Genomic DNA, 24,673 nt, shown 5'->3' on the forward strand with positions numbered 1-24,673 from the left:
TACGCCCGCCTGACGAGGCGTCACCCGAGAACCTGACAGCCGGGCTCAGGCGGTCGAGCGCCGAGCGGGCCACCGCCCCGGCGGTCGGTGAAATCCGGGTGCTTCCGGCGACGGCGCCCGGGACACTGACGCCATGACCGCCGCCGCGTCGCCCCGCCCGCGTGCCCTGCCGCCCGGAGACCTCGTCGTCATCGCCGCGCTGTCCGGTCCGCTGCCGGCCGCGCACGAGCCGAACGTGGCGCGGACGGTGGCGGTGTTCGAGCGGATGGGGTTCCGGGTGCGCCGGGCGCCGCTGCTCGAAGCGGGACGCCGCCACTGGTGGAGCGCGGCCGCGCCGGCGGAGATCGCCGCGGAGCTCAACGGCCTGCTGCGCGACCCCGAGGTGCGCGCGATCGTCGCGAGCGACGGCGGCCAGACGGCGCTCGGCTACCTCGACCTGATCGACGTCGAGGCGATCCGGACCGACCCCAAGCCGATCCTCGGCTACAGCGACATCTCCCTGCTGCACCTGGTGCTGCACGCGCGCACCGGCCTGGTCGGGTTCCACGCCGACCTGGCCGTCCCCGGCTTCGGCGGACACTGGAGGTCCGCGCCCGCGGCGCGGCAGGCGGAACTCGAAAGGCTGTACGGCGCGTTGCTGACCAGCACCGAGGCGATCGGCGCGCTGCCCGCGAGCCCGGGGTGGGAGTGCTGGCGCCCCGGACGGGCGGAAGGGCGGCTGATCGGCGGGGTGATCAACCGGATCGTGCTGGCGCAGGCGACGCCCTTCGCGCTGCCGCTCGAACGGTTCGACGGCGCGGTGCTGTTCTGGGAGGAGATGGGCGGCCACGCCTCGTACGTGTGGAGCTACCTGCAAGTGATGCGGCACTCCGGCATCCTCGACCGGATCGCCGGCATGGTCGTCGGCGTGCCGCGCGAGATCGCCGGACTCGAACCCGGCGCGTCCCCGACGCTGCGCGAGATCGTCCTCGACGTCCTCGGCGACCGCGACATCCCCGTCCTGGGCAACGTCGACATCGGGCACGCCGGCCCGAACCTGCCGATGCCGGTCGGCGTCCGCGGCGGACTCGACGCGCAGCGGCGGACGTTGGCGCTGCTCGAACCCGCGGTGGGCCGGGAGCCCGGGCCCTGACTGGCCGTCGGCGCGGCGGGTGGAGCAGGATGGGCGGGTGGAGATGCCCAGGACGGTGCCGGAGATCGCGGCGGAGAACGGATTCCGGCTGCGACGCTGGGAGCCGACGGACCGGGAACTGCTGCGGGCGGCCGCCACCGACCCGTACATCCCGCTGATCACCACCGTGCCCGCCCCGTACTCCGATGCGGAGGCCGACGCGTTCGTGCACCGGCAGTGGCGGCGCACCGAGATCGGCACCGGCTACCCCTTCGTCATCGAGGACCCCGCCGGGCGGGCCGTCGGCAACGTCGGCCTGTGGGTCGGCGAACTGCCGCTGCGCGGCTGCGCCACCGCCGGGTACTGGGTGGCCGGCGGCCACCGGGGCCGGGGTGTCGCGCTCGCCGGGCTGAACGCCGTCACCGCCTGGGCGTTCGGCGAACTGGCCCTCCCGCGCGTCGAGTTGTACGTGGAACCGTGGAACACCGGCTCGCTGCGCACCGCCGAACGGGCCGGCTACCGGCGCGAGACGCTGGTGCCCGCGCACCAGGAGGTCGGCGGCGAACCGCGCGACATGTGGCGCTTCGCGCTGCCGTAACGGTGCGGGGCGTCACGCTCCCGACACGTTGAGGTAGTAGTGGTTGCGGGGCTCCGGCCGCATGGCCCGGGCCGACTCCGCGACCTGCCGCGCCTGGGCGGCGGACAGCCGCCGGGCCTCCCACAGCAGCGCCGCGGCGTCCACGGCCTCCGGCGCCGCCGCCGGGGGCGGCTCGGGCAGCGCGACGCCGGTCAGCGCGGACAGGTCCTGGGCGTCGATGCCCAGCAGGGCGGCGAAGTCGAGGACCAGCCGGGGCGTCAGCTCCACGTCTCCGCGGCCGATCAGGCCGTAGGTGGTCGCCGCCAGATAGGAGGGCGTCAGCACCGCGAGCACGTGGGCCAGGCCGGGCAGCGAGAGGTTCCGGTGGCGGAACATCCGGATCACCCGTCCGCCCGGGCCGTCCGAGTCGGCGCCGAGCTGCGGCGGCCGGGCGTCCGCAGGCCGGTCCTGCTGAGGCAACGACCGGATGTGCTGCAGGAGTTGCTGCCGTTCGGCGGCCGGGAGGTGGACCCCGTCCTGCACGATGTACGAAGCCGAGAGCCCGGCGGCAGGGTCGCACGCCGTCAGCTCGTCCGGGACGGACACCCCGGCGAGGACGAACAGGTCGACGGTGTGCAGCCCCAGCGCACCGGCCAGCGGACGGAGCAGGCCCGCGTCCGGGAACGCACCGGCGAGCAGCGCCCGGAGGTCCGACGTCGACAGCCCGGCGCGGTCGGCGAGAGAGGGGACGTCGAGGGCGCGGCGGTCCAGCAGGCGCCGCAGGCCGGCACCGAAGTCGAGGGGCTCCGTCATGGCCGGCAGCCTACGGGCGCGGCAGGGGCGACGGGCAGTTATTCGGATGAATCTCGCGATGCTCTCCCTGCTCCGCCCCGAATGGGAGGCCCAGGACCGGCCGCGGTCCTGGGAGCTCTGACGGGGCATCAGCCCTGGGGTCTCCGGCTGCGTCGGCTACTGTGACTCGGCATGACCGAATCCGAGAGCGAAATCGGCGAGGACCTGGTCCGCGCGCTGCTGCGGGACCAGCATCCGGACCTGGCAGAGCTGCCCGTCCGCGAGGTGGCGGGTGGCTGGGGCAATCAGATGTGGCGTCTCGGGCCCGAGTTGGCCCTGCGGATGCAGCGGATGGACACCGGACCCGAGCCGCAGCTCAAGGAACGCCGGTGGCTGCCGATGCTGGCCGCGCGGCTGCCGCTGCCGATTCCGGTCCCCGTGCGGGACGGCGCGCCGTCCGAGGCCTTTCCCAAGATCTGGACCGTCATGACCTGGGTCGAGGGCACGCCGCTGGACCACGGCGTGATCACCCGCGACGACCACGCGGCCGAGACACTGGCGGCCTTCCTCCGGGCCCTGCACGTGGCGGCGCCCGCCGACGCGCCGCCCGCCGCCGACTTCGGCGCCCACCCGAAGGACTGCACGGGCGGGTTCGAGCACTTCCTCCGGGCCGCCGCCCCCGCCGACCTGGCCGACGAGATCCGTGCGGTGTGGGGCGAGGCGGTGGCGGCGCCGGGATGGGAGGGCCCGCCGGTGTGGGTGCACGGCGACCTGCACCCCGCGAACGTCGTCGTCGCGGACGGGACCCTGGCGGGTGTCGTCGACTTCGGCGCGCTCTTCGCCGGCGACCCGGCATGGGACCTGGCGGCCGCCTGGCTGCTGCTCCCCGCGGGCGGCGCCGCACGGTTCTTCGACAGCTACGCGCAGGCGGACGGAGCGGCGGTGCGGCGAGCACGCGGGCTGGCCGCGATGAAGAGCCTGTTCCTGATGTCGATGGGCCGGAACGGGGACCTCGGCCTGCCCGGCGGCAAGTCGAACTGGGGGCCCGTCGGCAGGTCGGCACTCGACCGCGTCCTGCAGGGCCTCTGACGTCGGTCCCTCACTGAACCGAACCGGAGCGGACCGAGCCGAACCGGAGCGAGCGGACCGGCCGGGCGGGCCGGGCCGGGCCGCGGGCGTCACTCGACCTCGGCGCTGCCCTCGCGGTAGATCTTCGCCGAGGCGATGCGGCCGTCGCGCAGCCGGTAGAAGCCCGCGATGGAGCAGACCCGCCGCTCGCCGTCGACACGCAGCGTCTCGACCAGCTGGCAGGCCGCGCGGTCCCCGTCCACCAGGAGGTTCTGCACCGTCAAGGTCGGCAGCAGGTCGGCCATGGCGGCGGTGAACAGCTCCGTCAGGGCGGCGCGGCCGCGGACGACCGTCGTGCCGGTGATCCAGACCGCGTCGTCGGTGAAGCCGGCCATGAGCGCGTCGACGTCGCGGTCGTTGAAGGCGCGCACGTGCTCGTCGATGGCGGCGGCGACAGCTGAATCGTTCACCGCCGCAGTGTGCCGCGCCGGCGCACCGTGCGTCGCGGGAATTTCCGGCAGCGGTCGATCCACGTGTTGCCCGGACCGGACGGCGCTGCGGTGCGTACCGTGGGAGCGGTGAACGAGGTGACGCCGACGCCCGAGCAGGCGGACGACATTGCGGCCCAGCTGCGGGTGCTCGCCGGAGCGCGGGACCGGCTGCAGGGGCTGCTGTCGGCGGTGCTGGCCATCAGCGGCGACCTGGACCTGCCGGCGGTGCTGCACCGGATCGTCACGACGGCGATGGAGCTGGCCGGAGCGCGGTACGGGGCGCTCGGGATCCTCGCCCCGTCCGGGGACCGGCTGGAGCAGTTCGTCACCGCGGGGCTGTCGCCGGAGGAACGGGCGGCGCTGGCGGGCATCGACTTCCCGCGCGGTCGCGGGGTCCTCGGGTACCTGATCCATCACCCGGAGCCGCTGCGGGTGAAGGACATCGGCGCGCATCCGGCGTCGGTGGGCTTCCCGCCCGGGCACCCGCCGATGCGCACCCTGCTGGGCGTCGCGATCACCGTCCGGGGCAAGATCTACGGCGACCTGTACCTGTCGGAGCGCCGGGACGGACTGCCGTTCGACCAGGCCGACGAGGCGGTGGTGCAGGCGCTCGCGGGCGCGGCCGGCATCGCCATCGAGAACGCCCGCCTGTTCGGGTACCTGCGGGACAGCGCCGCGCAGTTCCAGCGGCTGCTGCTGCCCACCCTGCCCGACCTGTCGCCGTTCACCGGCGCCGCCGTGTACCGCACCGCCGCCGACCCCGCCGGAGTCGGCGGGGACTGGTACGACGCCGTGATCCTGCCGGACCGGGCCTGCGCGGCCGTCATCGGCGACGTGGTCGGCCACGACCTGAACGCCGCGGCCGCGATGGCCCAGGCCCGCAACATGCTGCGCGCCCTGCTGTACGACCGCCGCAGCCCGCCCAGTTCGGTGCTGAGCCAACTCGACCGCACCGTCCAGGACATCACCGACCTGCCGGTCACCACCGCCTGCCTGGCGCGGATCGAACCCACCGACGGGGACGGCTGGACGGTCCGCTGGAGCACCGCCGGGCACCTGCCGCCGCTGGTGCTCGACCCCGACGGGCGGACCTGGTACCTGGAGGGCGAGCCCGGCATCCCGATCGGCGTCGACCCCGACGTCCCCCGGCCCGACCACAGCCATCCGGTGCCCGGCGGAGCCACCGTGCTGTTCTTCACCGACGGCCTGGTCGAACGCCCCGACCGCGACATCGACGAGGGCCTCGACGCCCTCGCCGCGCTCGTCGCCGCGCACGCCGACCTGCCGCTCGACGAACTCGTTCAGACCCTCGCCGACCTGCACCCCGGCGACGGTCACGACGACATGGCCGTGCTGGCCGTCCGCACGCCGACCCGGACCTGAGGACCGACGGCCCGCCATGGCCGACCGCCCGGCGGGGAACGGGCGACGGTCCGCGGGTAGCGTGCGCGGGTATGCGGAAGAAACTGGTGGAGCAGGCGTTCCGGGCCGAGGCCGGGGCGCTCGGGGCGGCGTTGGCCGGGCTGGACGCGGGGGAGTGGGCGCGGCCCACGCGCTGCGAGCCGTGGACGGTGGTCGAGCTGCTGGCGCACGTCCGGGTCGCGGTCGGGCGGGTGGAGGCGATGCTGGCCGAGCCCGAGCCCGAGCCCGAGCCCGAGCAGGCGGAGGTGACGGCGGTGGGGTACTACCGTCCCGACGAGCGGTTCGACGCGGCCACGAACCGGGCGCGGATCGCGCTCGCCCGTGACACGGCGGGCGGCGACAGCGACCCGGTCGCCGCGTTCGAGCGGACTTGGCACGCCGTGGCGGCCCGGTTCGAGGGGGAGGCCGAGGCCCGCGTGGTGCGGACCAGGCACGGCGATCCGATGCTGCTCACCGAGTTCATGATCACCCGGGTGGTGGAGTCGGCCGTGCACGGCCTGGACCTGGCCGATGCGCTCGACCGCCCGGCCTGGCTGACGGACCGGGCCTCCGACGTGCTGGAGGAACTGCTGCTGACGGACGTCGACGGCGCGTCGGTGCGGGCGGCGCTCGGCTGGGACCGGGCGACGCTGCTGCGCAAGGCGACCGGCCGGGCCGAGCTGGACGCGGCGGAGCGGGCGGAGGTGGCGCGGGCCGGGATCACCTGGCTGACGCTGGGCTGAGCACGAGGAGTCGGGCAGTCAGTCAGCCAGTCGGGCAGTTCGGGCAGTCGGGCAGTCGGCTGGAGGGGGGCGGGCACGGCCTCCCGGGCCGCGGCGACGCTGCGCCGTGCCGGGAGGCCGTGCCGACGATGCGCCGCTACGCCCCGATGGGCTCCGCGTGCGGCCACCGGGCGGTGGGCAGCTCGGTCGCGGTGGCGGACGGCGTGGCGGGACGGTAGACGGTGAACTCGAAGTCCCGGTGCGCCTTGGCGCCCAGGCCCGGCGGCAGCACGATCAGGCCGTCGGCCGTCAGGCGCCGCACCCGGGGCCGGCTGAGGCCGAGCCCGATCATCAGCAGCCGCTCCACCCGGATCGGCGCGGGCAGGTCGAAGGCGACCCGGATCCGCAGCGGGGCGGGGGAGCCGAGCGCGTACAGCGGGGTCCGGGCGTCCAACTCCCAGGTGCCGGACCAGTCGAGGCGGTAGCCGTTCTTCGCGGCCAGCGAGGCACTGATCGTCAGCTCCCGCACCACGGCCGGGTCGTTGGTCTCGTACGACACCAGCCGGGACGGCTCCAGCGTCGAGACGTGGACGCGTTCGTGGACGGGGACCTTCGAGGTGCGGTCGCAGCCGGCGCAGCTCAGCAGCAGCCAGACGTCGAGCAGTTTGCCGCTCGCGTTGACCCGGATCCTGCCGGAGGGGCGGTGCCGGGTGCTCGGGCAGTCCGGGCAGGGGCGGACGACGGCGGGCAGGGCGAACTGGCGCACGGCCCACCGGGCCTTGCGGGAGGTATGCATGAAGGTGTGATGGCTTTCAGGACGGGGCGGGAGCGCTCACCGGTCGGCGCGCAGGCCGGACCGGGCCCCCGCGGTTCGGCGGGTGCACACGAGGGCGCGATTCGTCGCCCCGGGGCCCGGCAGAGGGCGGCGAGGTCGACCGCGCGACAGGTCGGCTGATACTGCGTGGCATCCGCTAAAAGTCCATGCGGTGATCGTGATCCACGGCGGAGTCCGACGGCAACTCAATTTCCGTCGCCGGGAGGAGGGTTCGGGCGCGATGGATATGCTGAACGGATGATCGAATCGAGCGAGCCCGTCGAGCTGGTGATCTTCGACTGCGACGGCGTCCTGGTGGACAGCGAACGGATCGCGGTCCGCGTCCAACGCGAGGTCGGCGCGCAGCTCGGCTGGCCGCTCACCGAGGACGAGGTGGTGCGGCACTTCATCGGACGCTCGCATGCCGCCGGCCGGCAGGTGGTCGCCGAACGGCTCGGCGAGAGCACCGCCGCCGCCTGGGAGCAGCGGTTCGAACAGCGGCACCGGGAGCTGGTCGACACCGAACTGGAGCCGGTGGACGGCATCGTGGAGGCACTCGCCGAGCTCGCCGCAGCCGGCCTGCCGCACTGCGTGGCATCCAGCGGAACGCACGAGAAGATGCGGCACACCCTCGGCCGGACCGGCCTCTACGAGCGCTTCGAGGGACGGATCTTCAGCGCCACCGAGGTGGCCCGCGGGAAGCCCGCACCCGACCTGTTCCTGCACGCCGCGCAGCGGATGGGCTTCGCCCCCGAGGTGTGCGCCGTGGTCGAGGACAGCGGCCCCGGCACCCGCGCCGCCCGCGCCGCCGGGATGCGGTGCTTCGGCTACACCGGCGGCCCCACCGGCGCGGACGCGCTCGCCGGCCCCGGCACCGTACTGTTCTCCGACATGCGGCAGCTGCCCGAACTGCTGCGCACCAGCCACGGCTGACACCCCGTCGCCCCCACCGAAGGAGCCCGCTCCATGGCGCAGGCCGAACTGCCCGCCGGCTGCACCGCACGGCCGATCGACCCGGACACCGACCTCCCCGCCGTCCAGCACCTGGTCAACACCTGCGAGCGCGCGCTCGACGGCACCGCCACCACCGACGCCGGCGCGCTCGCCGCCGTCCTGGCCCGCCCCGGACTCGACCCCGCCGCCGACACCCTGCTGGTGCACACCGGCGACGGCCGACTCGTCGGCTGGGCCTGGACGGACCGGCGCACCGACGCCGACGTCCACCCCGAACACCGCGGCCGCGGCCTCGGCACCGCCCTGCTGCGCTGGATCGAACAGCGGGCCCGCGAACGCGGCACCGCCGAACTCGCCCAGATCGTGCCCGACCGCGACACGGCCGCCACCGCACTGCTGACGGCCCACGGCTTCCGCACCGACGTCACCAGCTGGCTGCTCGCCATCGACCTCGCCGACCTGCCCGCCGACCTGCCGCCCGCCCCCGAAGGCCTCACCGTCCGCCCCTTCCGGGCCGGCGACCCGGCCGACGAGCAGGCCGCGCACCGGCTCACCGAGGACGCCTTCGACGAATGGCAGCAGCGCCGCAAGGACTTCGACGAATGGGCCGCGAACACCGTGCGCCGCCCCACCTTCGCCGCCGACCGCTCCCCGCTCGCCTTCGCCGACGGCCACCTGGTCGGCGCGGCCCTCGCCCTCGACCTCCCCGACACCGGCGAGGGCTACGTGGAGACCGTCGCCGTCCACGCCGGCCACCGCCACCGCGGCATCGCCCGCCACCTGCTGCGCCACACCTTCCACGCCTGCCGCACCGCCGGCCTGCGCAGCTGCACCCTCTGGACGCACTCCGCGACCGGCGCGCTCGACCTCTACCTGAAGGCCGGCATGACGGTCCGTCACAGCTCGACCGTACTGAAGAAGACCCTGGCCTAGGCAGCTTCGTTCCCCGCAGCTGCCGCGTCGCCCGCCCGGAGATCATCCAGAAGCGGAGAGCACCGGCCGTAGCGCCGTTCCTACGTCGGATGACGGATGGGCGACGGCGCGCGTTTTTCGTGCTTGTCAGGTTTCTGATTTAGCGTCAACCTTCTTTTGGCAAAGGCGAGTTGATGGACCGGGGTGGTGCGGTGAGCCGCGCGCCCATGGGGGGACAGGGGGACGGCGATGGCTGTACGACGGAAGGTCTTCCGGGGGGTGGCCGCGGGGGTGGCGGCCCTGTTGCTGGGGGCGGGGAGCGCGGTGCCGGCGGTGGCGAGCGCTCCGGAGGGGGTGGTGCAGGGGGCCGGGACGCCGGGGGCGATCACCGGGAGCTACCTGGTGGTGCTCGCTCCGCAGAAGGCGGGGGCGCCGCCGGAGGCGGTCGCACCGCTGGGGGCTTCACTGGCCGCCCGTTACGGCGGCGTGGTGGGGCGGACCTACGACACGGCGCTGCGCGGGTTCTCGGTGCGGCTCCCGGAGCGTCAGGCGCGGCGGCTCGCGGCCGATCCGGCGGTCGCGCTGGTGTCGCAGAACCACCGGGTCTCGGCGGACGGGAGCCAGACGGGGCCGCCCTCCTGGGGGCTGGACCGGATAGACCAGCGGCGCCCGCCGCTGACCGACCGCTTCGACTACCCGGCCGGCGGCGGGAAGGGGGTGACGGTGTACATCGTCGACACCGGCATCCGGATCAGCCACGAGGATTTCGGCGGCCGGGCCTCGTACGGGTTCGACGCCGTCGACGGGGACGCCGTGGCCGACGACGGCCACGGGCACGGCACCCACGTGGCCGCCACCGCGGTGGGCGCGACGTACGGCGTGGCCAAGCAGGCCTCGGTGGTTGCCGTCCGCGTGCTGGACGACGGCGGGAGCGGCACGACCGAGCAGGTCGTCGCGGGCGTCGACTGGGTGACCTCCCACGCGGTCAAGCCCGCCGTCGTCAACATGAGCCTCGGCGGCGACCCCGACGAGGTGCTCGACACCGCCGTGCGCAACTCGATCGCCGCCGGTCTGACGTACACGGTCGCGGCCGGAAACCAGGGCCTCGACGCCTCGCAGCACTCCCCCGCCCGGGTGGCGTCCGCCATCACGGTGGGTGCCACCGACATCGAGGACGACGTCGCCCGGTACTCCAACTACGGCCCGTTGGTGGACCTGCACGCGCCCGGCGACGAGATCACCTCGGCCGGGATCGCCTACGACGAGGACTCCGACGTCATGTCGGGCACCTCGATGGCCTCGCCGCACGCCGCGGGCGCCGCCGCGCTCTACCTGGCGGACCACCGCACCGCGACACCCGCCCAGGTCTCCACCGCGCTGACCTCGGCGGCCACCAGCGGATCCATCGGCGCGCTGGAACCGGGCACCCCGGACCGGCTGCTGTACACCGGCACCATCCCGAACCGGCCGCCGGGTCCGCGGTTCACCAACGACACGGACACCCCCGTCGAGGAGGCGCCGCTCCTGTCCGCCATCACCGTCACCGGCGTGGCCGGGCGCGGCCCGGCCAACCTCGACGTCGCCGTCGACATCGTCCACGACTGGCCGTACGACCTGGTCATCGATCTGATCGCACCCGACGGCACCACCTACCGCCTCAAGGACGCCGACTTCAGCGGCCCGTTCAACGACGTCCACCGGCTCTACGGCGTGGACGCCTCCGCCAGGATCGCGAACGGGGTGTGGCGGCTGCGGGTGACCGGCGGATCGGAGTACTTCGAGGGCTACCTCGACCGCTGGGCGCTGCAGTTCTGACACCCGGCGCTGCCGGCCGCCGGGGGAGCCGACCGCCTCGCAACGGCGGCGGGCTCCCCCGGCGCGTCGGCGGCGAGGGGCGCGATCACCGGACGGCGGCGTCGAGCAGCGCCAGCAGCCGGTCCGCCTGGCGGGCCGTGGTGCCGGGCGGGTTGCGGGCCTCCGTTGCCGGGTCGGTGGACAGGAACACCAGCCACAGCAGGGCGAACAGGCGCCGGCACTCCAGCAGGCGGGCCCGCTCGGTGGGGGACAGCGCGAAGCGGGCCAGGAACGCCGCCGCGTTCAGGTCGGTGTCCACCCAGGCGGAGAGGTGCTCGACCAGCTCGGCCAGCTCGTACGGGCGGTCGCTGCGCCCCGAGTCCTCGAAGTCGACCAGCCGCACGTCCGCGCCGTCCCACAGGAAGTTGGCGAGGTTGCCGTCCGCCTGCCCGAGCACCGGCACCGCCGTCGCGGCGCCTGCCAACAGCCCCGCCTCCGCGCCCGCCAGCCAGCGCACACCGGCCGCCAGCGCCGGCATCGAGGGCTGCACCGCGCGGCGGCGGATCGCGGCCACCGAGTCGCGGACGTACCAGCGCCGCTCCGGAAGAACGGCCGCCGCCCCGGGCGGGACGGAGCGCAGCAGGCGGTCGGTCGCGCGGGCCAGGGCGTCGAGTTGAGTGAGCGTCAACTCGGCTCCGCGCAACGGGACGCCGGGCAGCCTGGTCATGATGACGGTCCGTCCGACCAGGGACAGCGGGCGGGGCGCGAGGCCCGGCGCGTGGCGGTCGAGCAGGGTGAGGGCCAGCCACTCGCGGGCCGGGTCGCCGTCGGCGTCCGGGCGGAAGCGCTTGCGGACGGTGTCGGGGAGCAACTCGACACCGTGGGTGGTCCACTGCGAAGTCATGGCGTCAGCTTCCGTGAGCGGCCGAGCGGCCGGTCGGGCAAGTCGCGTACGGCGGTCGGTGCGGGTCACTAGGGTAGAGGCCGGCGGCACACGGACGACGAGGGGCGGCACCGACATGGTGGGGACGGAACTGGCCGAACTGGCGGCCTCGGGCGCGACAGCACTGGTCGGGGCAGTGGCCACCGACCTCTGGGGGCAGGTCCGGGACCGGGTCGGGCGGCTGCTCACCCGCGGCCGGGAGAGCCGGGTGGAGGCCGCCCGCATCGAGCTCGCCTACGCCGAGGTGCTGGACGCCGAGGAGAACGGCCGGCCGGAGATCCGCGAGACCGTCCGGCAGGACTGGGAACACCGACTGCTCACCGTGCTGCGCGAAGACCCGACCGCCGTCGCCGAACTGCGCGCCCTGCTGGACGAGATCGCCCCGCAGGGCGACGGACGGCGGGTCGAAGTGACCACGATCCACAACGAGATCAGCGGCGACGTGCACGGCATCGCCCTGCAGATCGGCCGGGTCGACACCAGCAATGTGACGATGCGACAGCCGGGTGATCAGACCTCCTGATCGTCGAGTGCGGCCAGCAGTTCCGGACCCGACCAGGACGGCGGACTCGGCGCGGACTCGGCGGCCCGGACCAACTCCAGCAGCCGCCGGTTCGCGGGCGCGGCCAGCCCGTGCCGCGCGGCGAGAGCGAGCACCTCGCCCTGGAGCTCGCCCACCTCGGTACGGCGACCACGCTGCAGGTCCTCCCACATCGACGACCGGGCCTGCGCATCCACCCGCAGACTGGCCGCCGCGAGCTGCCGGAACAGCAGGTCCGGCAACCTCAGCACCGCGGGCATCCACCCCGCCGGCACCGGCCCGAGACGCGCCGGCGCCAAGCCCGCCGCCCGCAACGCGGCCAGCCCCTCCCGCTGACACCGCGCCAGCACCAGCCGGTACGGCCGGGAGCCGAGCTGCTCGCGGAGCGGCCGACCGGACAGCGCGTTGACCGCATTGTTCAGGTTCATCAGCAGCTTCGCCGCCTGCACCTGCGGCATGTCGTCACGCAACTCCACCGCGAGGCCGGCGGCCCGCGCAGCTTCGGCGAAACGCTCGGCGGAGGGGACGGGTTCGGCGGGGGAGCGCCCTGCGGGCGGCTGCGCGGGGTCGGGTTCGGGGGTGGCAGTGCGTCCGAGCACGAGGCGGCCGTCGGTGCCCTGGTGGAATGCGGCCGGGCCGGTGCGGACCACGTTGTACGGGACCATGCCGGCCAGGACCCGGCGGCCGGGGAGGGCCGCGGCGAGCAGGCGGGCGTTGTGCAGGCCGTTCTGGAAGCTGATCACGGTGGTGCGGTCGTCCAGGTGCGGGGCGAGCTCGCGGGCCGCCTCGGCGGTGTCCGCGGACTTGACCGTGACCAGGACGTAGTCGGCGCCGGCCGCAGCCGCGGCGTCCGTGGCGGTGGCGGGCCGGGCGTGCAGCCGGCGGGTGCCCGGTCCGGTTAACGTCAGGCCGGTACGGTCGAGTTCGGCCATCGCGGCCGGACGGCCGATCAGCGTCACGTCGGCGACGGAGGCGAGCGCCCCGCCGAGGCGGCAGCCGATGCTGCCCGCGCCGAACACGGCGATCCGCAACGGCGGCACGGAACGGTCTTCGGGCACCGGAGGCTCCTTCGTCGACGGCAACGGCCCCCGAGGTTACCGCCCGGTTACCTGCCCGGTCAGCGCCACTGGCCGCACTGAGGGAACGTCAACCCGGGGTGGCGCGGCGCCGGTCCGCTGCGCCGTCGTCGCTGCTGCCGCTGCCCACCGGCGTCCGCCGAGTGTCCGACCCGCTGTCGGACTGCGGTTGCCCTGCCCGTCACCGCCGCAGCGGCCCCGACGGTGCGTCAGTTCGAGGGCCGGTCGTCCGCAGGAACGTGGCGGGTGGCGAGGAGGGCGGCCACGTCGTCGTCGGCGGGGCCGCCGGCGTAGTGGCGGAGGTCGCGGCGGAGGCTGTCGAGGAGGCTGGGTGAGGATTCGGCGGTCCAGCTGGCGAGGCGGTCGGTGAGGGGGTAGAACTCGCCGGTGCGGTCGCGGGTCTCGGAGACGCCGTCGGTGTAGAGGAGGACGCGGTCGCCGGGGCCGAAGGGGACGGTCTGGGTGCGGTAGTCGGAGGCGACCAGCGCGGAGAGGTTGAGCGGGGGCAGCGGCAGGTCGGGTTCCAGGAGTCGGACGCCGTGGGGCTGGATGAGACCGGGCGGCGGGTGGCCGCAGTTGAGCAGGCGGGCCTCGGGGCGGTCGTCGGGGATCTCCAGCAGGACGGCGGTGGCGAAGCGTTCGGCGGCGTCCGGGGACGAGGCCCGTTCGGCGTACCGGCTCAGGCCGGTCTCCAGGCGGCTGGCGAGCGCCGGCAGGTCCTTGGAGTCGTAGGCGGCCTCGCGGAACGAGCCGAGCAGGGCCGCCGCCATCTCCACCGCCGGCAGGCCCTTGCCCTGGACGTCGCCGAGGATGATCCGGACCCCGAACGGGGTGCGGACCGCCTCGTAGAAGTCGCCGCCGATCTGGGCCTGTTCGGCGGCGGCGTTGTAGTAGAGGTCGAGGTCGACGCCGTTGATCCGGTCCGGCAGCGGGCGCAGCACCACCTCCTGGGCGGTCTGCGCCACCGAGCGGACCATCGCCAGGTCGCGTTCGCGGTGCACCCGCTGCCCGGCGGTGTACGCGGCCGCCAGGGTGACGGTGACGGTCGCGGCGATGACCGAGGCGGCGGACGCGCCGACGCTGTGGTCCCGGATCAGGGCGAGCACCACTTCGGTCAGGACTGCGAGGAGGCCGATCATCAGCGTCCCCAGCGGGCCCCAGCTGGCGGCGGCGAGCGCGGGCGCGGCCACCACGAAGCGGTCGTAGCGCTGACCGGCCGGGGTCTCGGAGTCGGCGGCCGCCGCCAGGGCGATCAGCAGGAACGGCGACAGAAGGCTGATGGTGCTCAGGACCGGGCGGGGCCGAGCCGGATCCGGTTTGTCGGTGATCGTGGGCATGACCCAGTGAACGGTACCCGGGCGAGCCGCCCGGGTGTGGGAGGCGCGGGCGGGCGGCACCGCCCGGACGATCACCGGGACGCGGGCTCAATGGTCGCCGCCACCATGCCCGTCGGCCCGCCGGTGGTGCGCCGGGCCATGGGCGGCCGTCCGGCGTGCGCCGATGATTCACGCCAACCGTGCTCGCCCACCCCCCACCCCGGTGCGGGCACACATCGAGAGCGGAGCCCCCACATGGCACGACACACGAGCAGAGCGGGACGGATCGGACGCTGGGCGACGGCGCTGGTGGCGGGAGCGGTGCTGACCGCCGGCATGCTGACCGGCGCGCCGCAGGCCTCTGCGGCCGGACTGGGACAGGTCACCGGGTTCGGCAGCAACCCGGGCAACCTGGCGATGTACAGCTACGTGCCGAGCGGACTGGCCACCGGCAAGCCGCTGGTGGTCGCGCTGCACGGCTGCGTCCAGAGCGCCACCGACTACTACAACAACTCGGGCTGGGCGCAGCTCGCCGACCGCTGGGGCTTCGCGGTGGTCTTCCCGCAGACCGGTGCGACCAACAACGCGCTGTCCTGCTTCTCCTGGTTCGACAGCAGCAAGGACACCCGGGGCCGGGGCGAGGCGCTGTCCGTCAAGCAGATGGTCGACAAGGCGGTGGCGCTGTACGGCAGTGACCCGTCGCGGGTGTACGTGACCGGCCTGTCGGCGGGCGCGGGGATGGCCGCCGATCTGCTGGCGGACTACCCGGACGTGTTCGCGGGCGGCTCGATCGCCTCCGGCCTGCCGGCGCAGTGCGCCACCGCGCAGTCCGCCGCGGCCGGCTGCCAGAACTCCGACCAGAACCTGACGCCCGCTCAGTGGGGCGACAAGGTACGGGCGTCCAACCCGGGGTGGACCGGGCCGTGGCCGCGGGTGGCGATCTGGCACGGCAGCTCGGACACCACCGTCGCCCCCGTCAACGCGACCGAGCTGCGCGACCAGTGGACGAACGTGTGGGGCATCCCGCAGACCGCCTCCAGCACCCGGTCGCTGCCGGGCAGCACCACGTTGAGCGTGTACAACGACAGTGCGGGCCGGCCGGCCGTCCAGCTGTACAGCGTGTCGGGGATGGGCCACGGACTGCCCGTCAGCCCGGGCAGCGGCACCGCCAACTGCGGCCAGGCCGGCGCCTACTTCCTGAACACCGTCTGCTCGTCGTACTGGACGGGGCTGTTCTGGGGCCTGGACGGCAGCGGCGGCGACAACGGCGGCGGCACCCAGCTGCCCGCGCCGGGCGGACTGGCCGTCACCGGCACCACCGACACCACGGTCTCGCTGAGCTGGAGCGCGGTGGCCGGAGCGGCGTCCTACACCGTGTACCGGGGCGGCGCGCAGGTCGGTGCCGCGACCGGCACCGCCTACACCGACAGCGGCCTGGGCGCGGGCACCGGGTACACCTACACGGTGGCCGCGGTGGACGCCAACGGCACGGTGGGGAAGGCGAGTTCGGCCGTGACCGCGACCACCACCGGCAGCGTCTTCACGCCGAAGTGCTGGACGGACAACAACTACAACCAGGTCGCCGCGGGCCGCGCCCACCAGAGCGGCGGGTACGCGTACGCCAACGGCTCGAACCAGAACATGGGGCTGTGGAACCTGTTCGTGGTTCGCACGTTGAAGGAGACCTCGGCCGGCTTCTTCGTGCTCGCGGACTCCGGGTGCGCCGCGTGAACGATCGTTAACGCCACCTGACCAGCGGCGATGCGGGCTCCGTCGGATCCTGGGCGGGGCCCGCCAGAGTGTCAGGGGGGTGGCGAGACGTCTGACAGATTGAATGATTGTCCTTCTTCACAGTGGCGACCAGACTCGTGCACCTCACATTCGTGCCGACACCCGATTGCCAAGGTGAAAATGACCGCCATCCCCGTGGCCCCGCCGGAGACCCGGTGGGCAACGCCCAAGCGCGTGAGCCTGGTTCCCCTGGTCGCCCTGATCTTCTTCGGCGTCTCGGGCGGCGCCTACGGCATCGAGCCGCTGTTCTCGACGTCCGGGCCCGGCATGGGAATCCTGCTGATCCTGATCGCGCCGCTGATCTACAGCGTTCCGCATGCCCTGGTCTGCGCCGAACTCGGCACCGCCATCCCCGTCGAGGGCGGCTACTACCACTGGGTCAAGCGCGGCCTCGGTCGGTTCTGGGCCTTCCAGCAGGGCGTGCTGCAGTGGGTGTGCAGCTTCGTCGACATGGCGCTCTACCCGGTCATGTTCACCTCGTACCTGTCCAGCCTGATCAGTGCGGTCGCCCCCGGCGAGCACGTGCTGTTCGAGATCGCCGGGCTGAAGATCGACCTGAACTGGGTGATCTGCGTCGGCGTCATCGTGATCTTCACGCTGCTGAACCTGATGGGCGCGGGCTGGGTCGGCGACTCCTCGGTGGTGTTCGCGATCATCTGCCTCACCCCGATGCTGATCCTCACCGCGATCGGCGGCTACCACCTGCTGACCGACGGCATCAACCCGGTCTCCCAGCTGACCGCCGAGGAGGGCCAGTCCACCTGGAACGCCTTCGGCTCCGGCCTGTTCATCGTGATGTGGAACTACTCCGGCTGGGACTCGGTCTCCACCGTCGCGGGCGAGATGGAGAACCCGAAGAAGCACCTGCCGAAGGCGCTGTTCTGGGCCGTCCTGCTGATCGTCGTCGGCTACCTGCTGCCCTCGCTCGGCGCCCTCGCGGTCGGCGCGGACGGCGACAACGGCTGGAAGAGCTGGAAGGACGGCGCGTTCTCCGACATCGCGGGCCAGCTGGCCGGCCCCTGGCTGCAGTACACCGTCACCATCGGCGGCCTGTTCGCCTCCGTCGCGATGTTCTCCGCGCTGCTCGCCTCCTACTCCCGGCTGCCCTCCGCGCTCTCCCGCGACGGCTACCTGCCCGGGTGGGTCTCCAAGGAGAGCAAGCGCTACAAGATGCCGATGGCGTCGATCATCGGATCGTCCGTCATCTACGCGCTGTTCTGCTTCTCCAGCTTCAGCAACCTGGTGATCTTCGACGTCTTCCTCACCAACATCGGCATCCTGCTGGAGGTCGCCGCGCTGATCATGCTGCGCATCCGCGAGCCCGAGCTGGAGCGCCCCTACAAGATCCCCGGCGGCTGGTGGAGCATCGGCCTGATCACCGTCAGCCTGACCGCCGTCAGCGTCTGGGCCGCCATCGAGCAGTACGACGAGGAAGGCGCCAAGGCCGTCATCCTCTGCCTGATCGTGGTCGGCATCTCGCTGGTGCTCTACCCGCTGCTGTCGCTGCGCAAGGCCGCCAAGCAGTCCGCCGCGCTCGACCGGGCCGTCGCGAACGGGACGGTGCCCGGCGAGGTCTACGGGCTGTCAGGGTCGCAGCGGGACTCGGCACACAGTGACAAGGCCGCCGCCGCCACCGGAACGGATAGCGTCGAGGCATGATCAACAGCTTCGCCCTGCACGTCCCGGACGCCGAGCTGGAGCCCGAACCGCTCGACGCCGAGCAGATCGTCTCCGGCACCCCCGAGGTCACCGGCAAGGTGGTCTGGGAGTCCGCCGACGGCCGCCAGATCCGCGGGATCTGGCAGATCACCCCCGGCGTGGTCACCGACACCGAGGCCGACGAGATGTTCGTCGTGCTCAGCGGCCGGGCCACCATCGCCTTCGAGGACGGCCCCGTCCTGGAGGTCGGCCCCGGTGACCTCGCGGTGCTGCGCGAAGGCGACCGCACCACCTGGACCGTCCACGAGACGCTCCGCAAGGTCTACACCATCAACCTCGGCCCGGAGGCGGCCGAGAACGAGGACCGATAACCGCCGCACAACGGCACAGCAGCCGGCCCGACCGCCCCCACGGCCGGGCCGGCCACCCTCCCAAGGCAAGGAACCGAGAACATGGACCCCGTACACGCCCTGCGGGACGCCAAGCCCACCCCGTTCTGGCTGGAGGACCCCGGTCGTCCGCAGGCCAACTCGGCGCTCACCGGAGACGTCCGCTGCGACCTGCTGGTCGTCGGCGGCGGCTACAGCGGCCTGTGGACCGCGCTGATCGCCAAGGAACGCGACCCCGGCTGCGACGTGGTCCTGATCGAGGCCCAGGAGATCGCCTGGGCCGCCTCCGGCCGCAACGGCGGCTTCTGCGCCGCCAGCCTCACCCACGGCCTCGGCAACGGCTTCGAGCGCTGGCCGAACGAGCTCGCCGCGCTCGAACAGCTCGGCGCCCGCAACCTCCGGTCCATGGAGGAGGCCGTCACCAAGTACGGCATCGACTGCGACTGGGAGCGCACCGGCGAACTCGACGTCGCCACCGAGCCGCACCAGGTCGAGGAACTCGCCGAACTGTACGAACTCGCCAAGGAGTACGGCGGCTACGAGCTGCTGGACGCCGACGCGGTGCGCGCCCAGGTGAACTCCCCGACCTACCTCGGCGCGCTGTGGGACAAGGACGGCGTGGCCATGCTCCACCCCGCCAAGCTCGCCTGGGGCCTCAAGCAGGCCTGCGAGCGGCTCGGCGTCCGGATCTACGAGCACACCAAGGCCACCGACATCGCCGAGGTCGGCCCCGGAATGGCCGTGCGCACCCCCTACGGCAAGGTGTTCGCCCGCCGGGTCGCGCTCGGCACCAACGTGTTCCCCTCACTGGTCAAGCGGATCCGCCCCTACACCGTGCCGGTGTACGACTACGCGATGATGACCGAACCGCTCAGCGCCGAACAGCTCGCCTCGATCGGCTGGCAGGGCCGGCAGGGCATCGGCGACAGCGCCAACCAGTTCCACTACTACCGGCTGTCCGCCGACAACCGGATCCTGTGGGGCGGCTACGACGCGATCTACCACTACGGGGCGAAGGTCCGCTCCGAGTACGACCACCGGCCGCAGACCTACCAGACCCTCGCCCGGCACTTCTTCGAGACCTTCCCGCAGCTCGAAGGCCTGCGCTTCACCAACGCCTGGGGCGGCGCGATCGACACCTGCACCCGGTTCTCCGCGTTCTTCGACACCGCGTACCACGGCAAGGTCGCCCTCGCCGCCGGCTTCACCGGCCTCGGCGTCGGCGCGACCCGGTTCGGCGCCGAGGTCATGCTCGACCTGCTGGCCGGCCACCCCACCGAGCGCACCGCCCTGGAGATGGTCCGCCGCAAGCCGCTGCCGTTCCCGCCCGAGCCCGTCCGCTGGGCCGGCATCGGCATCACCAAGTGGTCCCTGGACCGCGCCGACCGCAACGGCGGACGCCGCAACCTGTGGCTGAAGACCATGGACACCCTAGGCCTCGGCTTCGACAGCTGACGCCCCGACACCTCCGCCGGCCGCCACTCGCCCCCCGCGAGGGCGGCCGGCGGCGTGTTCACTCCGGGACGGACTCGCCCGCGGCGCGGGCCGCCGCGCGGGCGGCCCGCTCGACCCGGTCGTGGTGGGCGGGCCACCAGTCGGGGGAGACGTCGGGGAGGACCGGGTCGCCCGGGCGCAGGCCGGTGGCGCCGTCGAGGAGTTCGCGGACCACGTCGAGCTGGCCGGCGTGGCGCTGCGTCTCGGCGACCACGTGGAGCAGGATCCGGCCGAGCGCGAGCCGGCTGTGCGGGGGCCACGGGACCCGGCCGACGGCGTTGAGCGGGAGGGCGTCGACGGTGGCGTCGGTGTGCGCCCAGACCCGGCGGTACTCGGCGATCAGCGTCTCGCGGCTCTCCTCCGGGCGGGCCCACAGATCGGCGTTGGGCTCGGCGGCGCCCGCCACCCACAGGCCCGGCGCGCCCTCGAAGGGGCGGTCGAAGGTCTCGCCGAAGTAGACGGCCTCCGCGCCCGTCAGGTGCTTCACCATGCCCAGCAGGTTCGTCCCCGACGGCGTCACCGGGCGGCGGACGTCGTACTCCGACAGGCCCTCCAGTTTCCACAGCACCGCCTCTCGGGCGTCCTGCAGATAGAGCTTCAGATCCCTTTTGGAGTCGTCCGGTTGCTTGGTCATGGGGCGGAGTGTGGCCAAGCCCGAAAGCCGGTCGCAAAGGGTTTTCACACTCCGGTAACGTTCGGATCATGGCCATCGACCAGGAACTCGTGGATGCCGCGATCGAGCTGACCAGCCGTCGCTTCCCCGGGCAGGAGTGGGCCGGCGCCGCCGCGCTGCGGCTCGACGACGGCACCGTGCTGACCAGCACCGCGCCCGAGCCGCCGAACAACGCGGTACGGCTGTGCCACGAGACCGGGGCGATCTGCGAGGCGTACAAGCTGGGCCGCCGGGTGGTGGCCTCGGTGTGCGTCACCGCCGCCGACGAAGGCCGCGGGTTCTGGGTGCTCGCCCCGTGCGGCGTCTGCCAGGAGCGGCTGTTCGCCTACGGGCCCGACGTGGAGGTCGGCGTGCCCGTCCCCGCGGACCCGACGCGGTGGACCACCATGCGGCTGCGCGACGTCCAACCCCACTGGTTCGCCCGGGTGTGGCCCGACGAGGTGTGGCCGTACGAGGGAGCGCCGTCCGCCGGCTGAGGGCCGCCGGTCGGTGCCAGGCCGGCTGCCGCGGGGCCCGGGTGGTCAGTCGGTGATGGCGAACACCAGCAGCCCCTCCAGGGGCTCCGGGACCACCTCGACGTGCTTCACGACCGCCCGGGGCGGGCCGTGCCGTATCCAGGCCACCATCTCCTCGACCGGCGCGTCGTCCCCCTCGAACACCGCCTCCACCCGCCCGTCCGGCAGGTTGCGCACCCAGCCGACCACGTCGGCCTGCGCCGCCGCCCGACGGCAGGAGTCGCGGAAGAACACGCCCTGCACCGTGCCCGAGACCAGCACCCGCCGCCGGATCACCCGCACCCACCTCGCCCCGCTCGCCGCCACTGCCCGCACGAGATATACCGCAGCCGGGGCGGCGCGCGGTGGCAGACAGGGCCGTCAGTTTGCGACGGCCGCACGCTCCGGGACAGCCCCGGCGGGCTCGTGGTCGTCGATGGAGCGGCTGAACGGGCGCCAGGCGAACAGCGTCAGCGCCGCCATCACCACCGCCGAGAACCAGAACGGGCCGGTCAGGCCGAAGGCACGGGCCAGCGGGCCGCCGATCAGGGCGCCCAGGGCCGAGCCGCCCACCGCGAGGGCCATGAAGACGCTCATCACCCGGCCGAACAGCTCGCTCGGCACCGCCCGCTGCACCAGCGTCCGGTCCACGCCCATCCACACCGCGCCGTGCACGCCGAACGCCGCCAGCACCAGGCCCGCCACCCAGGCCGAACCGGCCAGCGCCAGGCCGACATGCGTCAGCGTCTCCAGCACCAGGCCCGCCCGCAGCAGCACCGAGGACGAGAACCGGGCCTGCAGGCGCGGCGCCAGCACCGCCCCCACCAGACCGCCCACCGCGCCGGACGCCATCAGCACGCCGTAGCCGAACGCCGACAGGCCCAGGTGCTCACGGGCGTACAGCACCATGACGGAGAACCCGGCGATCAGCGTCACGTTCATCAGGCACAGCGCCAGCGTCAGCGTGCGCACCGCCGGCTGCCCCCACAGCCAGCGCGCCCCCTCGGTGAGCTGACGGCGCATCGGCAGCCGGGGCGCGTCGGCGGCCGGCGGTGCGGGCTCGTCGCGCGGCAGCAGGCGCAGCATCGACAGCAGCGCGGCCGCGCCGGCGAAACTCGCCGCGTCGACCGCCATCGGCAGGCCGGCCGCCACCCCGAACAGGGCCGCGCCCAGCGGCGGGCCGCACAGCTTGTTGAGCACCGAATAGGCGGCGAAGATCCGGGAGTTGGCGTGCGGAAGCTGCTCGGACGGGACGACGGCGGGCACCAGCGCGGAGGACGCGTTGTCGCCGAGCGCCGCGCAACTGCCCAGCAGCAGGCCGACGGCGTAGATCAGCGGCAGCGAGGCCGCCCCCGCGAACACCGCGCCCGCCAGCACCGCCGTCAGCGCGGCCCGCGCCGCGTTCATCGCCACCGTCAGCCGCCGTCGGTCCACCCGGTCCACCAGCACGCCGCTCACCGGGGCGAGCAGCAGCCACGGCGCCTGCTGGACGAACACCGCCAGGCCGACCAGCACCGGATCCCTGGTCAGCGACGTCACCAGCAGCGGGGCCGCCGCCGCGACGATCCCGTCCCCCAGCGTGGAGACCGCCGACGCCGACCAGAGCACCCCGAACTGCCGCCCCAGGCGACCTACCTGCTTCATCCCGCTCCACCCCGGATCGTGCCCGCATCCCGAAACGCCCGACGCTAACCGCCGGGGCGGCCAGGGCGCACGTGGTTTTCCGGTCCGGCGGACGGCCTGGCGGTCGGCGCCGCGGCCGGTGGAGTGCGGACGGTGCCGCGGCCGGCGGTGCGGGCGGTGCCGCGGCCGGCGGTGCGGGCGGTGCCCGGTGGGGGGCGGGCACCGCCGGTCATGGGGGGCTACTGGCCGGTGCGGCCGTCGAGGCGCTCGCGCAGGAAGTCGGCGTGGCCGCAGTGGCGGGCGTACTCCTCGATGCGGTGGACCCACAGGCTGCGGGCCGGCTCCTGGGTGCTGCCGATCCGGGCGGCCAGGTCGGGGTGCTTGGCGAACTCGGCGTCGGTGGCGGCCTGTTCGCGCTCCAGGTCGGCGATGGCACCGTCCACCGCGGACTGCTCGGGCCGCACACCCTCGAAGTCGCCGTCCGGGTCGCCGTACAGCTTGGGCGCCGGCTCGCCCGGGGCGATCCAGTTGCGCCAGTCGCGCTCCACCTCGGCGAGGTGACGGAGCAGGCCGAGCAGCGACATCGTCGACGGCGGGACGGACCGGGTGGCGAGCTGCTCGGGCGACAGGCCGTCGCACTTCATCCGCAGCGTCAGCCGGTAGTTCGTCAGGAAGTCCTGGAACGTGGCGAGTTCGCCGTCCGGGCTCGGACCGGCCGATTCGCGGGGGTCGTCGTCCGGGTCCACCCACATGTCGGGGTGGACGCCCGCCTTGGTCCAGCGCTCGGGAACCTGTTCGTTCATCGTCCGGATGATTCCGGCCCGCCCCGCCGTCCGCAAACGAATTTCAACCCCCTCGGCCGACGAGGTGTCGGAGAGGTGCCCTAAGGTGCGCCAGTGATCTTCAGACGAAAGAAGTCCTCCGGCCTCGCCGACGCCCTGACCGAGCTGGAACAGGGCGTCGCCGCACGCGACGGGGACCGCACCGAGCGGGCGTTCGGCGCCGTGATCCAGGCCCTGCAGACCGCCGACGACCCGGCGGAGTTCGCGGCGGCCGGACCGCGACTGGCCGCGCTGCTGCCGCAGTTCCCGCCGATCGGGCCGCGGGCGATGCTGGCCACCACGGCCGGGTTCTGCGTCGAGCAGGGCGCCGACGCCGCGGCCTGCGCGGAGCCGATCCTCGCCCAGGTCCGCGACGAACTGGCCGCCGCACTGGAGTTCGCCGCCCGCTGGCGGGCCACCGGCCCCGACGAACTCCCCGAGCCCGACGAGGAGTCGATCGACGAGGCGCTGCTCGCCCGCATCGGCGACGACCAGTACCAGGCCCTGCGGCTCGCCCAGGCCTGGTGCACCGTCGAGCAGTGGCAGGCGCCCGCACTGGCCGTGCTGGGCCGCAGCACCGAGGTCCGCCGCCGGCACGGAGCCGCGCTGCTGCCGCTCTCCCGGGAGCTGGAGGCGCTCGAACAGCACGACCTCAAGTGCCTGTCGTCCATGCTCGCCGTCCTGGACGACGAGCCCCTGCTGGTGCTGCACCGGCCGACCGGCACCGGGTACCAGGTCCGGATCGGCGGCCTCGGCGACAACTTCCAACTGCACACCCTGCTCGCGCACGTGCTGATCGGCGGCGGCCACCTCCCCGGCACCGCACCGTCCGCGGACAGCGTCCACCTCGCCGGCGACCCCGCGCCCGCCGACGGCAGCCGCAGCGGCGTCGTCGCCACCGGCGCGTTCGAACTGTTCGGCGCCGACGGCACCCGGATCTGGAACGAGGGCACGCCCGACGACATCCCCGTGGTCGACGGCCACCGCCTGCTGGTGCTGGACGAGCCGAGCTACGCGCGCAGTTGGAACGCCGACCGGTTCTTCCCGATGCTGCCCGGCCGGGTCGAACTCCTCCGGGTGCTGCCCGCCGAGGAGACCCGCGCCTGGCTCGCCCGCACCACCGGCTGACACCCGGGCGACAGCCGACCGTCGCCCGACCGCCACCGGGGCGGGCGACGGGGCCGGTAGGATCGGGTGGCGCTGACAACGTTGACATA

25 protein-coding genes are annotated in these 24,673 nt (G+C 73.7%); 15 read left to right on the forward strand and 10 right to left on the reverse strand.

Annotated features, from left to right (window positions below):
• The first annotated feature begins 133 nt into the window (after window positions 1-133).
• Window positions 134-1,132, forward strand: coding sequence for an LD-carboxypeptidase (locus CG736_RS25005; RefSeq protein ID WP_100588431.1), 999 nt, complete (start codon window positions 134-136; stop codon window positions 1,130-1,132).
• A 43-nt stretch (window positions 1,133-1,175) separates the two neighbouring features.
• Window positions 1,176-1,709 (forward strand): GNAT family N-acetyltransferase, encoded by a 534-nt coding sequence (locus CG736_RS25010; RefSeq protein WP_198520610.1) that lies wholly within the window; start codon window positions 1,176-1,178, stop codon window positions 1,707-1,709.
• 12 nt (window positions 1,710-1,721) lie between these two features.
• Here the strand turns inward: CG736_RS25010 and CG736_RS25015 are convergent, their stop codons facing one another.
• Window positions 1,722-2,501: a hypothetical protein gene (locus tag CG736_RS25015; RefSeq protein WP_100588432.1), complete on the reverse strand. Its 780-nt coding sequence runs from the start codon at window positions 2,499-2,501 to the stop codon at window positions 1,722-1,724.
• A 171-nt stretch (window positions 2,502-2,672) separates the two neighbouring features.
• Between CG736_RS25015 and CG736_RS25020 the strand changes: the two genes are divergently transcribed.
• Window positions 2,673-3,569, forward strand: coding sequence for a phosphotransferase (locus tag CG736_RS25020; protein WP_100588433.1), 897 nt, complete (start codon window positions 2,673-2,675; stop codon window positions 3,567-3,569).
• Window positions 3,570-3,658: 89 nt separating this feature from the next.
• On the opposite strand, the gene CG736_RS25025 is transcribed toward CG736_RS25020, so the two are convergent.
• Window positions 3,659-4,018, reverse strand: a complete 360-nt coding sequence (locus CG736_RS25025; RefSeq protein ID WP_232734158.1) for a nuclear transport factor 2 family protein — start codon at window positions 4,016-4,018, stop codon at window positions 3,659-3,661.
• A 108-nt stretch (window positions 4,019-4,126) separates the two neighbouring features.
• Here CG736_RS25025 and CG736_RS25030 point away from each other — a divergent pair, with 108 nt between their 5' ends.
• Both CG736_RS25030 and CG736_RS25035 read left to right on the forward strand, forming a co-directional pair.
• A complete protein-coding gene (locus CG736_RS25030; RefSeq protein WP_369880442.1) occupies window positions 4,127-5,422 on the forward strand; it encodes a PP2C family protein-serine/threonine phosphatase in 1,296 nt (431 codons plus the stop codon).
• A gap of 71 nt (window positions 5,423-5,493) precedes the next feature.
• A complete protein-coding gene (locus tag CG736_RS25035) occupies window positions 5,494-6,183 on the forward strand; it encodes a maleylpyruvate isomerase N-terminal domain-containing protein (RefSeq protein ID WP_100588434.1) in 690 nt (229 codons plus the stop codon).
• 136 nt (window positions 6,184-6,319) lie between these two features.
• Here the strand turns inward: CG736_RS25035 and CG736_RS25040 are convergent, their stop codons facing one another.
• Window positions 6,320-6,958, reverse strand: coding sequence for a DUF1062 domain-containing protein (locus CG736_RS25040; protein ID WP_100588435.1), 639 nt, complete (start codon window positions 6,956-6,958; stop codon window positions 6,320-6,322).
• Between the two features lie 276 nt (window positions 6,959-7,234).
• Between CG736_RS25040 and CG736_RS25045 the strand changes: the two genes are divergently transcribed.
• The 3 genes from CG736_RS25045 to CG736_RS25055 all read left to right on the forward strand — a co-directional run bounded on the left by CG736_RS25045 (window position 7,235) and on the right by CG736_RS25055 (window position 10,657).
• The gene (locus CG736_RS25045) at window positions 7,235-7,909 is read left to right on the forward strand and encodes an HAD family phosphatase (RefSeq protein ID WP_100588436.1); all 675 of its coding nucleotides are present in this window, start codon (window positions 7,235-7,237) and stop codon (window positions 7,907-7,909) included.
• 33 nt (window positions 7,910-7,942) lie between these two features.
• Complete coding sequence (locus tag CG736_RS25050; protein WP_100588437.1) at window positions 7,943-8,863, forward strand: GNAT family N-acetyltransferase; 921 nt, start codon at window positions 7,943-7,945, stop codon at window positions 8,861-8,863.
• Between the two features lie 228 nt (window positions 8,864-9,091).
• Entirely contained in the window at window positions 9,092-10,657 is a 1,566-nt protein-coding gene (locus CG736_RS25055) for a S8 family serine peptidase (protein ID WP_100588438.1), read from the forward strand.
• A gap of 85 nt (window positions 10,658-10,742) precedes the next feature.
• Here the strand turns inward: CG736_RS25055 and CG736_RS36500 are convergent, their stop codons facing one another.
• A complete protein-coding gene (locus CG736_RS36500; RefSeq protein WP_157815723.1) occupies window positions 10,743-11,540 on the reverse strand; it encodes a phosphotransferase in 798 nt (265 codons plus the stop codon).
• 115 nt (window positions 11,541-11,655) lie between these two features.
• Between CG736_RS36500 and CG736_RS25065 the strand changes: the two genes are divergently transcribed.
• Window positions 11,656-12,102 (forward strand): hypothetical protein, encoded by a 447-nt coding sequence (locus CG736_RS25065; protein WP_100588439.1) that lies wholly within the window; start codon window positions 11,656-11,658, stop codon window positions 12,100-12,102.
• Here the strand turns inward: CG736_RS25065 and CG736_RS25070 are convergent.
• Both CG736_RS25070 and CG736_RS25075 read right to left on the reverse strand, forming a co-directional pair.
• Complete coding sequence (locus CG736_RS25070; RefSeq protein ID WP_100588545.1) at window positions 12,090-13,139, reverse strand: 2-dehydropantoate 2-reductase; 1,050 nt, start codon at window positions 13,137-13,139, stop codon at window positions 12,090-12,092. The two genes, CG736_RS25065 and CG736_RS25070, sit on opposite strands and share 13 nt — an antisense overlap.
• Window positions 13,140-13,405: 266 nt before the next feature.
• Entirely contained in the window at window positions 13,406-14,533 is a 1,128-nt protein-coding gene (locus CG736_RS25075) for a PP2C family protein-serine/threonine phosphatase (RefSeq protein ID WP_100588546.1), read from the reverse strand.
• Window positions 14,534-14,767: 234 nt separating this feature from the next.
• On the opposite strand from CG736_RS25075, the gene CG736_RS25080 reads away from it, so the two are divergent.
• The 4 genes from CG736_RS25080 to CG736_RS25095 all read left to right on the forward strand — a co-directional run bounded on the left by CG736_RS25080 (window position 14,768) and on the right by CG736_RS25095 (window position 19,806).
• Window positions 14,768-16,243, forward strand: a complete 1,476-nt coding sequence (locus CG736_RS25080; protein WP_100588440.1) for a PHB depolymerase family esterase — start codon at window positions 14,768-14,770, stop codon at window positions 16,241-16,243.
• Window positions 16,244-16,477: 234 nt separating this feature from the next.
• Window positions 16,478-17,962, forward strand: a complete 1,485-nt coding sequence (locus CG736_RS25085) for an APC family permease (RefSeq protein WP_157815724.1) — start codon at window positions 16,478-16,480, stop codon at window positions 17,960-17,962.
• Entirely contained in the window at window positions 17,959-18,333 is a 375-nt protein-coding gene (locus CG736_RS25090) for a cupin domain-containing protein (RefSeq protein WP_100588442.1), read from the forward strand. The genes CG736_RS25085 and CG736_RS25090 overlap by 4 nt, the downstream gene beginning before the upstream one ends.
• A gap of 81 nt (window positions 18,334-18,414) precedes the next feature.
• Window positions 18,415-19,806, forward strand: coding sequence for an FAD-binding oxidoreductase (locus CG736_RS25095; protein WP_100588443.1), 1,392 nt, complete (start codon window positions 18,415-18,417; stop codon window positions 19,804-19,806).
• 58 nt (window positions 19,807-19,864) lie between these two features.
• Here CG736_RS25095 and CG736_RS25100 read toward each other — a convergent pair whose 3' ends face one another.
• Window positions 19,865-20,479 carry a DinB family protein gene (locus tag CG736_RS25100; protein ID WP_100588444.1) on the reverse strand — a complete coding sequence of 205 codons (615 nt, stop codon included), beginning with the start codon at window positions 20,477-20,479 and terminating at the stop codon, window positions 19,865-19,867.
• A 68-nt stretch (window positions 20,480-20,547) separates the two neighbouring features.
• Between CG736_RS25100 and CG736_RS25105 the strand changes: the two genes are divergently transcribed.
• Window positions 20,548-20,994: a cytidine deaminase gene (locus CG736_RS25105; RefSeq protein ID WP_043907269.1), complete on the forward strand. Its 447-nt coding sequence runs from the start codon at window positions 20,548-20,550 to the stop codon at window positions 20,992-20,994.
• Between the two features lie 45 nt (window positions 20,995-21,039).
• On the opposite strand, the gene CG736_RS25110 is transcribed toward CG736_RS25105, so the two are convergent.
• The 3 genes from CG736_RS25110 to CG736_RS25120 form a co-directional block, all read right to left on the reverse strand.
• Window positions 21,040-21,309: an acylphosphatase gene (locus tag CG736_RS25110; RefSeq protein ID WP_198520603.1), complete on the reverse strand. Its 270-nt coding sequence runs from the start codon at window positions 21,307-21,309 to the stop codon at window positions 21,040-21,042.
• Window positions 21,310-21,393: 84 nt separating this feature from the next.
• Complete coding sequence (locus tag CG736_RS25115) at window positions 21,394-22,656, reverse strand: MFS transporter (protein ID WP_100588445.1); 1,263 nt, start codon at window positions 22,654-22,656, stop codon at window positions 21,394-21,396.
• Between the two features lie 218 nt (window positions 22,657-22,874).
• Window positions 22,875-23,438 carry a DinB family protein gene (locus CG736_RS25120; RefSeq protein WP_100588446.1) on the reverse strand — a complete coding sequence of 188 codons (564 nt, stop codon included), beginning with the start codon at window positions 23,436-23,438 and terminating at the stop codon, window positions 22,875-22,877.
• Window positions 23,439-23,531: 93 nt separating this feature from the next.
• Between CG736_RS25120 and CG736_RS25125 the strand changes: the two genes are divergently transcribed.
• Window positions 23,532-24,584 (forward strand): hypothetical protein, encoded by a 1,053-nt coding sequence (locus CG736_RS25125; protein WP_100588447.1) that lies wholly within the window; start codon window positions 23,532-23,534, stop codon window positions 24,582-24,584.
• Window positions 24,585-24,673 lie beyond the last annotated feature (89 nt).

The organism is Kitasatospora sp. CB02891, from assembly GCF_002803145.1.
GTDB lineage: Bacteria > Actinomycetota > Actinomycetes > Streptomycetales > Streptomycetaceae > Kitasatospora > Kitasatospora griseola.

What these genes read in the sequence shown, in the direction of transcription:
- CG736_RS25005 (WP_100588431.1), top strand. Translation starts at nt 134, where the DNA reads ATGACCGCCGCCGCGTCGCCCCGCCCGCGTGCCCTGCCGCCCGGAGAC.
- CG736_RS25010 (WP_198520610.1), top strand. Translation starts at nt 1,176, where the DNA reads ATGCCCAGGACGGTGCCGGAGATCGCGGCGGAGAACGGATTCCGGCTG.
- CG736_RS25015 (WP_100588432.1), bottom strand. Translation starts at nt 2,501, where the DNA reads ATGACGGAGCCCCTCGACTTCGGTGCCGGCCTGCGGCGCCTGCTGGAC.
- CG736_RS25020 (WP_100588433.1), top strand. Translation starts at nt 2,673, where the DNA reads ATGACCGAATCCGAGAGCGAAATCGGCGAGGACCTGGTCCGCGCGCTG.
- CG736_RS25035 (WP_100588434.1), top strand. Translation starts at nt 5,494, where the DNA reads ATGCGGAAGAAACTGGTGGAGCAGGCGTTCCGGGCCGAGGCCGGGGCG.
- CG736_RS25040 (WP_100588435.1), bottom strand. Translation starts at nt 6,958, where the DNA reads ATGCATACCTCCCGCAAGGCCCGGTGGGCCGTGCGCCAGTTCGCCCTG.
- CG736_RS25045 (WP_100588436.1), top strand. Translation starts at nt 7,235, where the DNA reads ATGATCGAATCGAGCGAGCCCGTCGAGCTGGTGATCTTCGACTGCGAC.
- CG736_RS25050 (WP_100588437.1), top strand. Translation starts at nt 7,943, where the DNA reads ATGGCGCAGGCCGAACTGCCCGCCGGCTGCACCGCACGGCCGATCGAC.
- CG736_RS25055 (WP_100588438.1), top strand. Translation starts at nt 9,092, where the DNA reads ATGGCTGTACGACGGAAGGTCTTCCGGGGGGTGGCCGCGGGGGTGGCG.
- CG736_RS36500 (WP_157815723.1), bottom strand. Translation starts at nt 11,540, where the DNA reads ATGACTTCGCAGTGGACCACCCACGGTGTCGAGTTGCTCCCCGACACC.
- CG736_RS25065 (WP_100588439.1), top strand. Translation starts at nt 11,656, where the DNA reads ATGGTGGGGACGGAACTGGCCGAACTGGCGGCCTCGGGCGCGACAGCA.
- CG736_RS25075 (WP_100588546.1), bottom strand. Translation starts at nt 14,533, where the DNA reads ATGCCCACGATCACCGACAAACCGGATCCGGCTCGGCCCCGCCCGGTC.
- CG736_RS25080 (WP_100588440.1), top strand. Translation starts at nt 14,768, where the DNA reads ATGGCACGACACACGAGCAGAGCGGGACGGATCGGACGCTGGGCGACG.
- CG736_RS25090 (WP_100588442.1), top strand. Translation starts at nt 17,959, where the DNA reads ATGATCAACAGCTTCGCCCTGCACGTCCCGGACGCCGAGCTGGAGCCC.
- CG736_RS25095 (WP_100588443.1), top strand. Translation starts at nt 18,415, where the DNA reads ATGGACCCCGTACACGCCCTGCGGGACGCCAAGCCCACCCCGTTCTGG.
- CG736_RS25100 (WP_100588444.1), bottom strand. Translation starts at nt 20,479, where the DNA reads ATGACCAAGCAACCGGACGACTCCAAAAGGGATCTGAAGCTCTATCTG.
- CG736_RS25105 (WP_043907269.1), top strand. Translation starts at nt 20,548, where the DNA reads ATGGCCATCGACCAGGAACTCGTGGATGCCGCGATCGAGCTGACCAGC.
- CG736_RS25115 (WP_100588445.1), bottom strand. Translation starts at nt 22,656, where the DNA reads ATGAAGCAGGTAGGTCGCCTGGGGCGGCAGTTCGGGGTGCTCTGGTCG.
- CG736_RS25120 (WP_100588446.1), bottom strand. Translation starts at nt 23,438, where the DNA reads ATGAACGAACAGGTTCCCGAGCGCTGGACCAAGGCGGGCGTCCACCCC.